General features: G+C 67.3%; 14 protein-coding genes and 1 pseudogene. 4 read left to right on the plus strand and 11 right to left on the minus strand.

Going from position 1 to position 13,390, the window contains the following annotated elements; all coding sequences use genetic code 11:
• The first annotated feature begins 10 nt into the window (after nucleotides 1–10).
• The gene (locus J1M43_RS14405; protein ID WP_206477107.1) at nucleotides 11–1,825 is read left to right on the plus strand and encodes a DUF2207 domain-containing protein; all 1,815 of its coding nucleotides are present in this window, start codon (nucleotides 11–13) and stop codon (nucleotides 1,823–1,825) included.
• A 137-nt stretch (nucleotides 1,826–1,962) separates the two neighbouring features.
• On the opposite strand, the gene J1M43_RS14410 is transcribed toward J1M43_RS14405, so the two are convergent.
• From J1M43_RS14410 to hpt, 10 genes are all read right to left on the minus strand, one after another.
• Nucleotides 1,963–2,652 carry a DUF2520 domain-containing protein gene (locus J1M43_RS14410; RefSeq protein WP_206477108.1) on the minus strand — a complete coding sequence of 230 codons (690 nt, stop codon included), beginning with the start codon at nucleotides 2,650–2,652 and terminating at the stop codon, nucleotides 1,963–1,965.
• Nucleotides 2,649–4,349 carry a PH domain-containing protein gene (locus J1M43_RS14415; RefSeq protein ID WP_206477109.1) on the minus strand — a complete coding sequence of 567 codons (1,701 nt, stop codon included), beginning with the start codon at nucleotides 4,347–4,349 and terminating at the stop codon, nucleotides 2,649–2,651. The genes J1M43_RS14410 and J1M43_RS14415 overlap by 4 nt, the downstream gene beginning before the upstream one ends.
• Nucleotides 4,346–4,927, minus strand: a complete 582-nt coding sequence (locus J1M43_RS14420) for a PH domain-containing protein (RefSeq protein WP_206477410.1) — start codon at nucleotides 4,925–4,927, stop codon at nucleotides 4,346–4,348. The genes J1M43_RS14415 and J1M43_RS14420 overlap by 4 nt, the downstream gene beginning before the upstream one ends.
• A 145-nt stretch (nucleotides 4,928–5,072) precedes the next feature.
• On the minus strand, nucleotides 5,073–5,561 hold the full coding sequence (locus J1M43_RS14425) for a DUF3180 family protein (RefSeq protein ID WP_206477110.1): 489 nt from the start codon (nucleotides 5,559–5,561) through the stop codon (nucleotides 5,073–5,075).
• Nucleotides 5,558–6,121, minus strand: a complete 564-nt coding sequence (gene folK, locus J1M43_RS14430) for a 2-amino-4-hydroxy-6-hydroxymethyldihydropteridine diphosphokinase (protein ID WP_206477111.1) — start codon at nucleotides 6,119–6,121, stop codon at nucleotides 5,558–5,560. The genes J1M43_RS14425 and folK overlap by 4 nt, the downstream gene beginning before the upstream one ends.
• Nucleotides 6,118–6,498 carry a dihydroneopterin aldolase gene (gene folB / locus J1M43_RS14435; RefSeq protein WP_206477112.1) on the minus strand — a complete coding sequence of 127 codons (381 nt, stop codon included), beginning with the start codon at nucleotides 6,496–6,498 and terminating at the stop codon, nucleotides 6,118–6,120. The genes folK and folB overlap by 4 nt, the downstream gene beginning before the upstream one ends.
• A 2-nt stretch (nucleotides 6,499–6,500) precedes the next feature.
• Nucleotides 6,501–7,298: a dihydropteroate synthase gene (gene folP, locus J1M43_RS14440; protein ID WP_206477113.1), complete on the minus strand. Its 798-nt coding sequence runs from the start codon at nucleotides 7,296–7,298 to the stop codon at nucleotides 6,501–6,503.
• Complete coding sequence (gene folE / locus J1M43_RS14445) at nucleotides 7,295–7,915, minus strand: GTP cyclohydrolase I (RefSeq protein WP_206477114.1); 621 nt, start codon at nucleotides 7,913–7,915, stop codon at nucleotides 7,295–7,297. The genes folP and folE overlap by 4 nt, the downstream gene beginning before the upstream one ends.
• A gap of 2 nt (nucleotides 7,916–7,917) precedes the next feature.
• Entirely contained in the window at nucleotides 7,918–9,933 is a 2,016-nt protein-coding gene (ftsH, locus tag J1M43_RS14450; protein WP_206477115.1) for an ATP-dependent zinc metalloprotease FtsH, read from the minus strand.
• 113 nt (nucleotides 9,934–10,046) lie between these two features.
• Nucleotides 10,047–10,598 (minus strand): hypoxanthine phosphoribosyltransferase, encoded by a 552-nt coding sequence (gene hpt / locus J1M43_RS14455; protein WP_033105244.1) that lies wholly within the window; start codon nucleotides 10,596–10,598, stop codon nucleotides 10,047–10,049.
• Nucleotides 10,599–10,682: 84 nt separating this feature from the next.
• On the opposite strand from hpt, the pseudogene J1M43_RS16855 reads away from it, so the two are divergent.
• A pseudogene (locus tag J1M43_RS16855) lies at nucleotides 10,683–11,045 on the plus strand (DUF937 domain-containing protein); the annotation flags it as partial.
• 73 nt (nucleotides 11,046–11,118) lie between these two features.
• Here the strand turns inward: J1M43_RS16855 and tilS are convergent.
• Nucleotides 11,119–12,126: a tRNA lysidine(34) synthetase TilS gene (gene tilS / locus J1M43_RS14465; protein WP_234000379.1), complete on the minus strand. Its 1,008-nt coding sequence runs from the start codon at nucleotides 12,124–12,126 to the stop codon at nucleotides 11,119–11,121.
• Nucleotides 12,127–12,191: 65 nt separating this feature from the next.
• Between tilS and J1M43_RS14470 the strand changes: the two genes are divergently transcribed.
• Both J1M43_RS14470 and J1M43_RS14475 read left to right on the plus strand, forming a co-directional pair.
• Nucleotides 12,192–12,800, plus strand: coding sequence for a TMEM175 family protein (locus J1M43_RS14470; protein WP_033105246.1), 609 nt, complete (start codon nucleotides 12,192–12,194; stop codon nucleotides 12,798–12,800).
• Between the two features lie 44 nt (nucleotides 12,801–12,844).
• Nucleotides 12,845–13,336 (plus strand): inorganic diphosphatase, encoded by a 492-nt coding sequence (locus J1M43_RS14475; RefSeq protein ID WP_033105247.1) that lies wholly within the window; start codon nucleotides 12,845–12,847, stop codon nucleotides 13,334–13,336.
• Nucleotides 13,337–13,390 lie beyond the last annotated feature (54 nt).

A 13,390-nucleotide genomic window follows, 5' to 3' on the forward strand; every position in this document is an offset into this window, starting at 1 on the left:
CGCTCGAAGCATGTTCCGGAGATCACTTCCCCGATACCTCGCTCTGCTCGTGACCGCCGTCGCGCTGATGCTCACCGCATCCGGTGCCGTGGCATCCGCGATCGAACCGCAGGCGGGCGTCGATGATTTCGACTTCTCCTCATGGGACGCGACGTACGAGGTCGGCATGGATGCGGACGGGCGCGCGACCATGCATGTGGTGGAGACCCGCGTCGCCGAGTTCCCCGAGTACGACCAGAACCGGGGCATCGTCGCGGGCTATCCGGACAGTTATCAAGGAGCAGGACTCGACACCTCGATCATCTCGGTGCGTGACGAGAACGGAGACGACGTCCCCTACGAGATCGAGAAGGACGACGGCATCATCTACGTCCTCACGGGTGACGACGACTACGTGCACGGCTCGACGACGTACGTCATCGAATACGAGATGCGCGACGTCATCCTCGCCGCCGAGGGCACGAACGTCGATGAGTTCTATTGGGATCTGCTGCCGCTGGACAGCACCCAGGACATCCGCCGATTCCGCGCAGACGTCGTCTTCGATGACGCGCTGGCCGCGCAGCTCACCGGCGACTCCGCCTGCTACCAGGGCCCGCAGGGCTCGACGGACACCTGTGACCTCAGCGAGGACGCCGGCACGTTCTCCGTCAGCGCGAACGACTTGACCGCGGGCGAGGGTGTGTCTGTGGCGATCGCACTGGAGCCCGGCACGGTCACCCAGCCATCGGCGCGCAGGCCCAATGCCGCCACCGACGTGCTGCCCTACGCAGTCGGCGGCGGCGCCGTACTGCTCTCACTCGGCGGCTGGTTCGCCACCAGCGCCATGATCCGTTCCCGCCGCCGAGGCACTGGCATCGTGGTGGCGCAGTACGACGTGCCGGATTCGATGCCACCTCTCCTCGCGAGCGCCGTCGTGCCCAAGACGAAGAACTCGCTCACCGCGCAGATCGTGCACCTCGCCGTCCGCGGACTCATACGACTCGAAGACGTGCCCGAGGACGGCGAGAAGAAGAAGCGACGCCCGCGTCTGCGCCGACTCGACGGCCCGATCCCCGATCCACTCGACGAGCGGGCCCTCAAAGCGCTGTTCAACAGCACCGAGACGGGCATCGTCATGAAGATGCCGAAGAACAGCGCGGCGTTCTCGAAGCGCATGGTGGCGCTCCTCAAGGCCGGCCCGAAGGCCGCGGAAGAACGAGGACTGACCACGAAGGCCCGCAGCCGAACGGCGCAGATCGTCCAGATCGTCTCGCTGGTCGTCCTCGCGGTGATGATCGGCCTGTTGTGCTGGGGGCTCTTCACCGGCAGGTCATCCGCCGGCCCGGTGTTTCTTGCAACGCTGGCCTGCGCCATCGTCGTGGTCATCTCGAGCGTGATGGCGTTCAAGCAGCACACCGTGCTCACCCCGGAGGGCGCGCTCCAGCTCGAGTATCTGGAGGGCGTGCGCGAGTTCATCCGCGTCGCGGAGGCCGACCGGCTGCGAATGCTGCAGTCGTATTCGGGCGCAGAGCGTCGCAGCGATGGCACGGTCGACGTCATCCACGTGTACGAGAGGCTGTTGCCGTACGCGATCCTGTTCGGGCAGGAACGCGAATGGGGTGAAGTGCTCGAGGTCAGCTATGCGAGTGAGCAGCGGTCACCCGGCTGGATCGACGGCTCCGCGGTCGGCCTGACGATGCGGATGACCGCGTTCTCCGCCGCGACGCGTGCTTCTTCGACCTACACCGCGCCGAGCACAGGCAGCTCGTCGAGCTTCGGCGGATCGTCAGGCGGCGGATTCTCCGGTGGCGGCGGAGGCGGCGGATTCTCTGGAGGCCGCTGACGCGTGAGGCCGAATCTGCCTCTGGAAAACCCAGACCATCTGGCGTGTCGTCGGCGCGGCGCACCGTGACACACTGAAGACACGCCAGGTCGTCCCTGTTTCCCCAGGCGGGTGCCCGTCCGGGTCGGCCGAGCTCGTCAGATGATGGGCGGATCGGATGCGTCGCGCAGAGCCCGCTCGACGGTCGACTGCACGAGCGCCGAGAGGTAGCCGCCCGGATTGTCCACGCCGATGCCACGGAGCAGCGACGTCGACTGTCCGATGATCGCCCGGGAGAACTCGGATGCCGTCGCGATCGCCTCCGCGTACGAGGCTCGGTCGTCCTCGCCGATGACGACCGGCTCGCATCCGAGCTCGACAGCCAGCGCCTGCGCGATCGGCAGCACCGGCGCGGGAGCGGTGACGGCGGCGAAGCTCGCCCGCAGCTGGCGCAGATCGATCGAGGTTCCGGTGAATGAGATCGCCGGGTGCACGGCCAGCGGGATGGCGCCCGCACGCTGCGCGGGCTCCAGCACACCGATGCCGTAGGCGGGATCCGTGTGCAGCACGAGCTGACCCGGCTGCCAGGCGCCCAGTTCCGACAGTCCGCTGATGAGTCCGGGAAGCTCGTCGTGCGGCACTGCGACGATCACGAGCTCGCTGCGACGCAGCACCTCCGCGGCATCGAGCACCGGCACGTCTGGTAGCACACCGGCGACACGGTCATCGTCGGAGCCGCTCGTGATGCCCGTGATCGCGTGTCCCGCACCCGCGAGCGCAGCACCGATCACCGGTCCGACGTGTCCGGCGCCGATGATCCCCACGCCGAGTCGTCCGTCACGGTTCATACGGACCGCTCGTGCTCAGCATCCTGAGCCCAACGATGACTGTGATCACGACCCGCTGCCGCCGCTGCGCGGCGCGAGATGTCATCCATGGCCGCAGTCAACGCCGCGCTCTCGATGCCGACGACATCGCCGAGGACGGGGCCCGTGACGCTGTGCACCTTGAGCGCCGCGACGCGCTGGGCCCGATCGATCGGTCCCTGCGCGGCCGAGACGCCCTGCATGCGGGCGAGCGGGAACACCGCGAGCTTGCGCCAGAAGTTGCCGCGCCGCATGATCACGCCGAAATCCGTGACCGCGAAGCCGTGGCGCTTCCACGAGAAGGGTCGGCGCCACCAACCGCGCCGCTGCAGCACCTGATAGGGATCGCCAGCCTGGGGTCCGAAGATGCCCTGCTCCCAGATGAGCGGTCGATCCGCTTCGGGCATGTCGGGAAGCACCAGCGCGAGCACGCGCTCGACGTCGCCGCGAGTGCCCACCGGCAGCACGATGTTGAACTGCTGAGCCGTGCTGGACTGCTGCTGGGATACGCTCTTGCCGCTCATCCGGTTGATCTTGATGGTCCACCAGCCGAACGGCCGCCACAGGATGGACTGCGTCACTTCGACCGCGAAGATCCGCCCGGGCGGAATCGTCTCGGTGACAGTCGTGAACAGGCCGAACGTGATGCGCACACCGTCGGACGTCGGCGCGATCGAGTAGCGCAGCGACCTGGATATCTGCGCCCAGACGATGGCCACCGCGGCGATGACGAACGGCACCCCCACGCCGAGAAGGATCCCGACGACGCCGATCCACGCGTCAGGATCGCCATCCGAGAGGATGGCAGGGATGGCGAAGGCCATCGCGATGCCGAAGATCAGGATGAAGAACCCGAGCCACAGCACGCCTGCGAGCAGCTGCGACCCGACGAGTCGTCCGGTCGGGATCTTGACGACGCTCTCCGGTGCGACATCGTTGAGGTCGACGCCGCCGATGAGGTCGTTCACTCCCCCGTTCAGCGAGCCGACGAACTGGGAGCGGATCGTCGCGGCGCCCGCCGGAGTAGCGTTCTGCGGCGACCGACCGTGCTGCCTCGCCTCGCGCGCCGCGCGCGCACCGGATGCGAGCCGGAGGATGTCCGATCGCACCGTCTCCGCCTTGGTCGTCGAGAGGTACTCCAGCGGCACGTTCGCGTCGGTGCCGGCGCCGACGACCTCCAACTTGGCCATACCGATCAACCGTGCGGGGAAGGGCCTCGTGAGATTGACGCCCTGCACGCGGTCGAGCGGTGCCCGGCGCTGCGAACGGAAGATGATGCCCTTTCGCACTTCGACGTGCTCGTCGGAGATGCGGAATTCCTGGAAGCGCCAGACCAGCCAGAACAGCGCGATCAGCACGATCAGCACGCCCAGCACGACGAGGAGGACGACCAGGATGAGGTTGTTCTCGAACACCCAGTCCACCGGATCGCCACCGGCGTAGTCGCCGACATGAGCCTCTTCCGGGGCAAACAGTCCGATGCCCCAATAGATGATGCGGTCGCGGAAGTTGTTCAGCATGATTCCGGCGACGATGATGAGCACGAGGCCGCCCTTGAAGAGCGGCGTCAACGGATGCAGTCGGTGCCATTCGCCGTCGGCGAGCGACTCGCTGCCCGCGGGCGCGGACGGCACGGGTGGCTGCGCCGCGTGCGGATCAGGGGGCTGAGGAGTGCTCACAGGCCGGTCCGTCGAGTCTCGGCGACGTCGATGAGGGTGTCGCGCAGCGCTTCGGCGGCCGCCTGCGTGAGTCCGGGGATCTGCACCCCCGTCGTGGCGGCGGCGGTGACCATCTTGAGCTGCGAGACGCCGAAGGCGCGATCCAACGGTCCGTGCGTGATGTCGACGAGTTGCATGCGGCCGTATGGCACGGCGATGATCCGCTGCCACAGAATGCCCTTGCGGAACACGATGTCATCAGCGCGCAGCATGAAGCCGATCGCCTTCGCCTGCCGCGGAAGGATCACCAGGGTGATGAGGATCATGACCGTGATGATGCCGGCAGGGATCCAGATCCAGTGCTGATCGAGAACCAGTCCGACGATCAGGGCGGCGATGACCACCAGTGCCAAGAAGATGCCGTTCTGCAGGAACTGCGAGACGACGTAGCGCGGCGAGATCTGATGCCATCTGCCGTCGAGGTCGATGCGTCCTGCGCCACGTGGTTCGCGGAGCTTGTCGTAGGTGCCCTCATCGAGCACAGGCGGTGCGGTGATGGGAGAGGCCGGCGGGGCCTCCGACGCCACGGCGGGGGCCATCGGCTCGGCAGGTGCTGCCGGAGCGGGCGGAGCAGGAGGCGTCACTTGCGGCGCAGCGTTCGCGGGCATCTGCGGTTCCGACGCAGGCACCGGAGGCGCTGGCGGGGCCGGGGGGATGTTCGGCAGCTGGGAGGGCGGTGTCGGCTCAGTGCCCGGCGTCGGCTCCGGTGGAGGGGTCGTCTGGCTGTCGGTCATCAGGATCCTTCGGCAGGGTGCAGAACTGTTCGGCCACGAGAGCGGCGACCACGAGGACGAGTGAACTCGCCATGAGAGCGGCCATCGCCACAATCGACCCTACCTGTGGATCAACGGGACGCGACAGGAGGAAGACCAGCAGGCCGCCTCCGAACCCCGTCATGATCGCACCGAGCAGGCTCGAGGCCCGGGCGAGGGTCGCGGCGCGCAGCGCACGGAACGGATCGATGCGACCGGCAGACTTGCCTCGAACGCTCCGCCGGACCGGCCAGGCGACGGCGAGAACGGCGACGGCGAGCAGCAGCAGGAGCACCGGCAGGAACCCCGACGGAGCGAACGTCGCCCGACCGGACACCGTCAGCAGATGATCGATCAGATAGCTCACTCCCCCGCCGATCAAGGCGAGGAGGATGAGAATCGGGGCCGAAGTGCGCTTCATCCGCGCCCCGAGCCGTCGCTCGAGCTGTCATCCGCGGCATCCGCGCGGAGAACCACTGCGAGATCGGCGATCCGGCCACGCCCCGGGATCTCGCCGTCTGGGTCGAGGCTGAGCCATGGATCGAGCACGAACAGCCGCTCTGCAGCGCGCGGATGCGGCAGAAGCAGACGCGGGTCATCCGAGACGACGTCGCCGTAGGTGATCAGATCGAGATCGAGAGTTCGATCGCCCCAGCGCTCGCGGCGCTCACGACCGTGCTCCTCCTCGATCGCATGCAGCATGCCCAGCAGCACCTGCGGAGCGAGACGTGTCGAGACGATCGCGACCGCGTTGACATACCCCGGCGCGTCAGGATCGGGACCGTCGAGGCGCACCGCGACCGTCTCGTACAGTTCGGAGAGCCGCACGTCATCCACGAGTGGGAGCCGTTCGATCCGCTCCACGGCGCGTCGGATCGTCTCACGACGGTCTCCGAGATTCGCTCCGAGCGCGATGACGGCGTTCGCCGTGTCACGGCCAGGACGAGGGTCCGGCTGTGCGGGCGGCGGCTTGCGGATCATCGGGGTGCATCCTTCCGTGAACGACGGATCGTGACCGACACATCGGAGAACGTCAGCGGGATGGGCGCGTGGGGCTTGTGCACTGTGACATCGACCTCGTTCACTCGCGCGTCCACGAGAACGACATCGGCGATGCGCTGAGCGAGAGTCTCGATGAGGTCGACCGGCTCGCCTGCGACGACGGCGGCCACTTTCTCAGCGAGCTCGCCGTAGTCGACCGTATCGGCCACGTCGTCGGATGCCGCGGCATCCGCCAGATCGAGACGCAGGCGCAGGTCGATCACGAACTCCTGGCCGTTCTCGCGTTCGTGCTCGAACACCCCGTGGCGGCCGAACACAGTGAGCCCGGTGAGCGTGATCTCGTCCGTGGTCTGCATGCTCACCCCTCCCAGGCGTGCGCGATCGCGAGGGCGTCGCGCGTCGCGGCGACGTCGTGCACGCGCACCGCCCACACACCGTAGCGAACCGCGAGCGCACTCGTCACAGCCGTGGCGAGATCTCGCCGATGCTCGTCGACTTCTCCGGCTCCGTCGAGTGACTCTGTCAGGAATCTCTTGCGCGAGGTGCCGATCAGCACGCGATGGCCGAGAGCGGTGATGTCGTCGAGGCCGCGCAGGACTTCCCAGTTCTGCCCGCCGGACTTGGCGAAGCCGATTCCGGGATCGACGATCAGTCGGGCGGGAGCGATGCCGGCGGCGGCCGCTTCACCGACGCGATCCCGCAACTCGCCGGCCACCTCTCGCGAGACCCGGCGATACTGCGCGCGCGCGTACATGTCGTCCGACGGTCCTCGCCAGTGCCCGATCGCGAAGTCGGCAGAGGATTCGGCGACGGCGCTGAGCATGTCGGGGTCGGCGAGGCCACCGGACACGTCGTTCACGATGCGTGCGCCGGCGTGCACGGCAGCGGCAGCGGTCGATGCGTTGAGCGTGTCGACGCTCACCGGGATGCCGCGGGCAGAAAGCTCCTTGATGACCGGGAGCACGCGCTGCTGCTCCACCTCCGGGTCAACTCGTTCGGCACCGGGCCGGGTGGATTCTCCACCGACGTCGAGCACGCTCGCACCGGCGTCGCGCAACGCCAGACCCTGAGCGATCGCATGCTCGGGATCGATGTAGCGGCCGCCGTCACTGAACGAGTCCGGCGTGACGTTGACGATGCCCCAGATGCCGGTCATCGCTCTTCCCGGCCGGCACCCGTATCGGACGTCGATCCCGCACCGATCAGCGCGATGATCTCCTGCCGTGCGACGGGCTCGGTGTATTCGCCGCGTGCGGCGATCGTCAGAGTGGATGACTCGCTCTGGCGGCCACCGCGCATCGTGACGCAGCCGTGGGTCGCGTCGAGCACGACGAGCACGCCTCGCGTGTCGAGATGCTCCGCGATGGTGTCGGCGATCTGCTCGCCGAGGCGCTCCTGCACCTGGGGGCGGGCCGCGAGGATGTCGACCACGCGCACCAGCGCTCCGAGCCCGACGACCTGCTCGCCCGGCAGGTACGCGATGTGCGCGTGCCCGGCGAACGGCAGTAGATGATGCTCGCAGACGGAGCGGAAACGGATGTCGCGCAGCAGCACCGCACCGGACGGCAAGGTCTCCGGCGCGGGTCCCCGCGTCACGCTGATCGTCCGGGCGAGAGGTGCCGCGGCATCCTCACCCACACCGGCGAAGAACTCGGCGTACAGCTCGGCCATCCGCGCCGGTGTCTGCCGGAGTCCAGGGCGCTCGGGGTCTTCGCCGATCGCCTCGAGGAGCTCACGGGTCAGCCGCTCGACACGCGCCCCGTCGACGGCCACGATCAGGCCGTCGCCGGCCGGGCCTGCCCGGATGCGGGCGCGCTGCCGGTCGCGCCACGGGATGCCGTGGCATCCGCCGACCCGTCCACCGAAGCCGCGGCATCGACCGGGATGACGCGCGTCGGCACATCGATCGGCGGACGATCCGACACCGGGCGCTCGTTGCTCGAGAGCCAGAGGGGCCGTTCGGGAAGCTTGCGGATCTCGGTGAAGATCTCGGCGATCTGGTTGTGATCGAGCGTCTCCTGCTCGAGCAGCGCGAGCGCGAGACGATCGAGGATGTCGCGGTTGTCGCTGATCACCTTGTACGCCTCATCGTGCGCCTGCTCGATGAGCGCACGCACCTCTGTGTCGACGCGCTCGGCGATCGACTCGGAGTACTCACGACCGCGCCCCATGTCGCGTCCTGCGAACGGCTCGCCGCCCTCGGTGCCGAGCTTGACGGGACCGAGGTCGGTCGTCATGCCGTACTCGATGACCATCTTGCGGGCGATGCTGGTCGCCTTCTCGATGTCGTTCGAGGCGCCGGTGGTCGGGTCGTGGAAGACGAGCTCTTCCGCCACGCGGCCGCCCATGGCGTAGGTCAGCTGATCCTGCAGCTCGTTGCGGGTGACGGAGTACTTGTCATCCAGCGGCATCACCATCGTGTAGCCGAGGGCCTTGCCTCGGGGCAGGATCGTGATCTTGGTCACGGGATCGGTGTAGTTCATCGCCGCCGCCGCGAGGGCGTGGCCGCCCTCGTGATAGGCCGTGATGAGCTTCTCGCGGTCCTTCATCACGCGGGTGCGCCGCTGAGGCCCCGCGATGACGCGGTCGATCGCCTCATCGAGGGCACGGTTGTCGACCAGCTGCGCGTTCGAGCGTGCCGTGAGCAGAGCCGCCTCGTTGAGGACGTTCGCGAGGTCGGCACCGGTGAAGCCGGGAGTCTTGCGGGCGACGACTTCGAGGTCGACACTCTTGGCGAGCGGCTTGCCCTTGGCGTGCACCTGCAGGATGTGCAGGCGGCCCTTGAGGTCGGGGGCGTCCACGCCGATCTGACGGTCGAAGCGACCGGGGCGCAGCAGCGCGGGATCGAGGATGTCGGGGCGGTTGGTCGCCGCGATAACGATGACGTTCGCGTTCGGGTCGAAGCCGTCCATCTCGACGAGCATCTGGTTCAGCGTCTGCTCGCGCTCATCGTTGCCGCCGCCCATGCCGGCACCGCGGTGGCGGCCGACGGCGTCGATCTCATCGATGAAGATGATGGCAGGGGCGTTCTCCTTGGCCTGATTGAACAGGTCGCGCACACGAGAGGCACCGACACCGACGAACATCTCGACGAAGTCAGACCCGGAGATCGAGTAGAACGGGGCGCCTGCCTCACCGGCGACCGCGCGGGCGAGGAGGGTCTTGCCGGTTCCTGGAGGGCCGTACAGAAGCACGCCCTTCGGGATACGGGCGCCGATCGCCTGGAACTTCGCGGGGTTCTGGAGGAAGTCCTTGATCTCCTCGAGCTCCTCGATGGCTTCATCCGCACCGGCGACATCGGCGAACGTGACCGTCGGCGTCTCCTTGTTGGCGAGCTTGGCCTTCGACTTCCCGAACTGCATGACCTTGCCGCCGCCACCCTGCATCGAAGAGAGCAGCCACCAGAACAGCAGGCCGAGCAGCACGAGCGGAAGAAGAAGGGAGAGGAAGCCGTCGAACCACGTGGCGCGGGGGACGACGTCGTTGAAGCCGTCCTTCGGGTCGGCCGAGGTGACGGCCTCGACGACCTCGTCTGCACGTGCGTCCACATAGTAGAACTGCACGGTCTTGGAGTCTTCGAACGCCTTCGACAGAGTCATGTCGACACGCTGGTCACCGTCGGTGTTGGTCACCTCCGTGACCGTCTCGCCGGCCAGCAGGTCGAGGCCCTGCTGGGTGGTGATCGTCTTGGGGGCGCCGAGGTTCGAGATCAGCAGGAACCCGCCGAACAGCAAAACACCGATCAGCGCCACATAAACCAGTGGATTCCGGGTGATCTTCTTCACGTCCATGATCCGTTCAGCGTATCGCGCCGTACTTTACGTTCCGCTGGGATTCGCCCACGGCGTACGCCGCGGTGCCCGCGGGTCGTTGAGCGAGCGCCAGCGAGTCGAAACGTCGCAAGTCAGCTGTAGACGTGCGGCGCGAGCACAGCCACATCGCGCAGGTTGCGATAACGCTCGTCGAAGTCGAGGCCGTAGCCGACGACGAACTCGGTCGGGATGTCGAAGCCGACGTACTTGCAGTCGATCTCGACCTTGGCGGCGTCCGGCTTGCGCAGGAGCGCCAGCACCTCGATCGACTCGGGGCCGCGGGACTCGAAGTTCTCCAGCAACCAGCTCAGCGTGAGGCCGGAGTCGATGATGTCCTCGACGATCAGCACGTGCTTGCCGTGCAGGTCGGTGTCGAGGTCCTTGCGGATCTGCACCACACCGCTGGACTTCGTGCTGGAACCGTAACTCGAGACCGCCATCCAGTCCATCGGGGCGTGGAACGGCAGCGCTCGCGCGAAATCGGCCATCACCATGATCGCGCCTTTCAGCACGCCGACGAGCAGCAGATCCTTGCCCTCGTAGTCCTTCGCGACCTGCGCGGCGAGCTCAGCGAGCTTCGCTTTGATCTCCTCCTCCGTGACGAGGATTTCGGAAAGGTCGTCCTGGATCTCAGCCGCGCGCATGCATCGATTTTAGTGACACGATCCTGTGCGTGCGCACTACTGTGAGCGGTGAGGCGAGCGGACGCCGCCGAAGGAAGGAATCTCATGGCTCTTGACGACATCCTCAAGCAGGTGCCGATCGATGACATCGCGGCGAAGCTCAACGTCTCGCCCGACGTCGCGAAGGCCGCGGTCGAGCAGGGCGGCGCAGTGCTGCTCGGTGGGCTGGCGAAGAACGCCGCCAGCGAGGAAGGCTCCGCGGCGATCCAGAACGCACTGCGCAAGCACGAGGGCAGGGCCGGCGTCTCCACCGTGGACGAGGTCGATCAGGCCGACGGCGACAAGATCGTCACGCACGTTCTGGGCGACCAGAAGCAGGAAGTGACGTCGAAGCTGAACTCGTCGGACAAGACCGCCGGCATCGACTTCGGCAAGCTCCTCCCGATCCTCGCGCCGATCATCATGGGTCTGATCGCGAACAAGAACAAGGAGAAGTCGACGACCGCGGACGGCGCGGAATCCGGAGGCGGCATCGGCGACCTCATCGGAGGACTGATCGGCGGCGGCGAAAAGGACGGCTCCGGCGGTGGGATCGGCGATCTGCTCGGCGGGATCCTCGGTGGCGGTTCGTCCTCCGGCGGTGGTGGGATCGGAGATCTGCTGGGCGGGCTGTTCGGCGGGAAGAAGTAGGTTTCGACTCGCTGCGCGCGACGAGGCGGATGATGCGATTGCGCAGCGCCGCGGGGTTGGCGGCGAGCGCGGCGACGCTGACGGAGATGCCTGCTTCTGCGTGCTCGACGATGTCTTCGATGGTCTCTTGGATCATCTCGTCGAACGCCTCGGCATCCTCGCGGAGCTGTTCAGCAGTGCGAGCGAGTGCCTTGGCGATACCGGGACCGAGTTCGCTCTCGAGCACGGGAAGCACACGTTCGCGCACGCGGACCCGCGCGAACCGGTCGTCGAGATTGTGCGGGTCTTCCCACGGCACGAGATCGGATGCTGCGCAGAACGCGCGCGTCGTCTCACGCCGCACGCCGAGCATCGGACGAACCCACATCAGCCCTTCGTCGTCGACGCGGTTCGGCGACATCCCCTGCAGGCTCGCCGCGCCGGCGCCGCGCGCCAGCCCCAGCAGAACGGTCTCGGCCTGATCGTCGAGGGTGTGGCCCAGAAGCACGGCGGCAGCACGTTCTCCGTCCGCGATACGACGCAGCGCCGCGTAGCGCGCGTCGCGCGCCGCGGACTCGGGGCCGTCTGCATCGTGGCGCACATCGACGCGTTCGATCGCAGAGCGGATGCCGAGGGCCCCGGCCTTCGCTGCGGCCGCGGCCGCGGCATCCGCTGACCCTTCCTGCAGCCCGTGATCGATCGTCGCGCTGACCACCTGCATCCCGCGTGCGCGCGCTTCGAACGCCGTCGCGGCGACGAGTGCCAGGGAGTCCGCACCGCCGGAGAGCGCGACCACGATGGTCGACCGCTCCGGCAACTCGGCCAGGGCAGTGCGCACGGCGAGGCGGATTTCGGCGATGGCGGGCGACAGTGAAGGCACACGCCAACGGTACGGCACCGCGAATCTCCTACCCGCGACATCCTGCGCGGCTCTAGTCTGAGCCTGTGACTGCCCAGACCTTCGCTCCCGAGCGGCTGAAGGCTTTCGTCGATGCCGTCGTGGCGATCGCGATGACGCTGCTGATCCTGCCGTTGCTGGAATCGGTGGCCGAAGCGGCGAACGACGGCACCAGCACCGGGGCGTTCCTCGCCGGGCACCGCGGACAGATCGTCAGCTTCCTCCTCAGCTTCGTGCTGATCGCGCTGTTCTGGATGGAGCATCATCGGCAGTACGAACGCGTTCTTCATGTCACCTCACCACTGCTGTTCATCAATGCCGCGTGGATGCTGACGATCGTGTGGCTGCCGGTGCCGACGGCGATGCTCGGCCAGATGGACACGGACCCGCTGCAGGCGCTGCTGTACATCGGGACGCTGATCCTCACCCAGGCGGCGACCCTCGCGGGAAAGCTGTACCTGCTGCGGCATCCCGATCTCGCCGATTTCACTGCGGAGCGGCTTCGACGCGGCGCGATCGCGGATGTGGCGGCGATCATCCTGTTCTGCATCGCATTGCCGATCGCCGCGTGGGTGCACATCGTCGGCTACTACGCGCTGCTTCTTCTCGCGTTCTCGAGTCCCCTGGAGAAACTGCTCGAGCGACTGCGCAGGTAGGCTGGTCTCCGGCATCCACCCGTCTTTTCCTGAGGAGCACACGCATGGGCGCACACGACGCCGTCATCGAGATCCCGCGCGGCAGCCGCGTGAAGTACGAGGTCGACCACGAGACCGGGCGAGTGCACCTCGACCGCGTGCTCTACACGACCTTCGGCTACCCCGCCGACTACGGCTATTTCGACAACACCCTGGGCGAAGACGGCGATCCGCTGGACGTGCTCGTGCTGCTCGACCAGGCGCTGTTCCCCGGTGTCGTCGTCGAGGTCCGTCCCGTTGCAGTGCTGAAGATGAGCGATGAGGCCGGCGGAGACGACAAGCTCGTCGCCGTGCTGTCGAAGGACCCGCGCTGGGCGCACATCCAGGACATCGGCGACCTCGCCGAGTACACGAAGAAGGAGATCGAGCACTTCTTCGAGCACTACAAGGACCTCGAGCCCGACAAGTGGGTCAAGGTCGACGCCTGGGGAGACGCAGCCGAGGCGCAGCGCATCCTCGATGAGGCGATCGTTCGTGCCGGCGAAACCGCTCACTGAGCCGAGTCGACGTCAGAAGCCCTCGGCCGGCCTTCACGGCGGCCGAGGGCTTCT

The sequence above is a fragment of the Microbacterium sp. KRD172 genome (assembly GCF_017168295.1).
Lineage (GTDB): Bacteria > Actinomycetota > Actinomycetes > Actinomycetales > Microbacteriaceae > Microbacterium > Microbacterium profundi.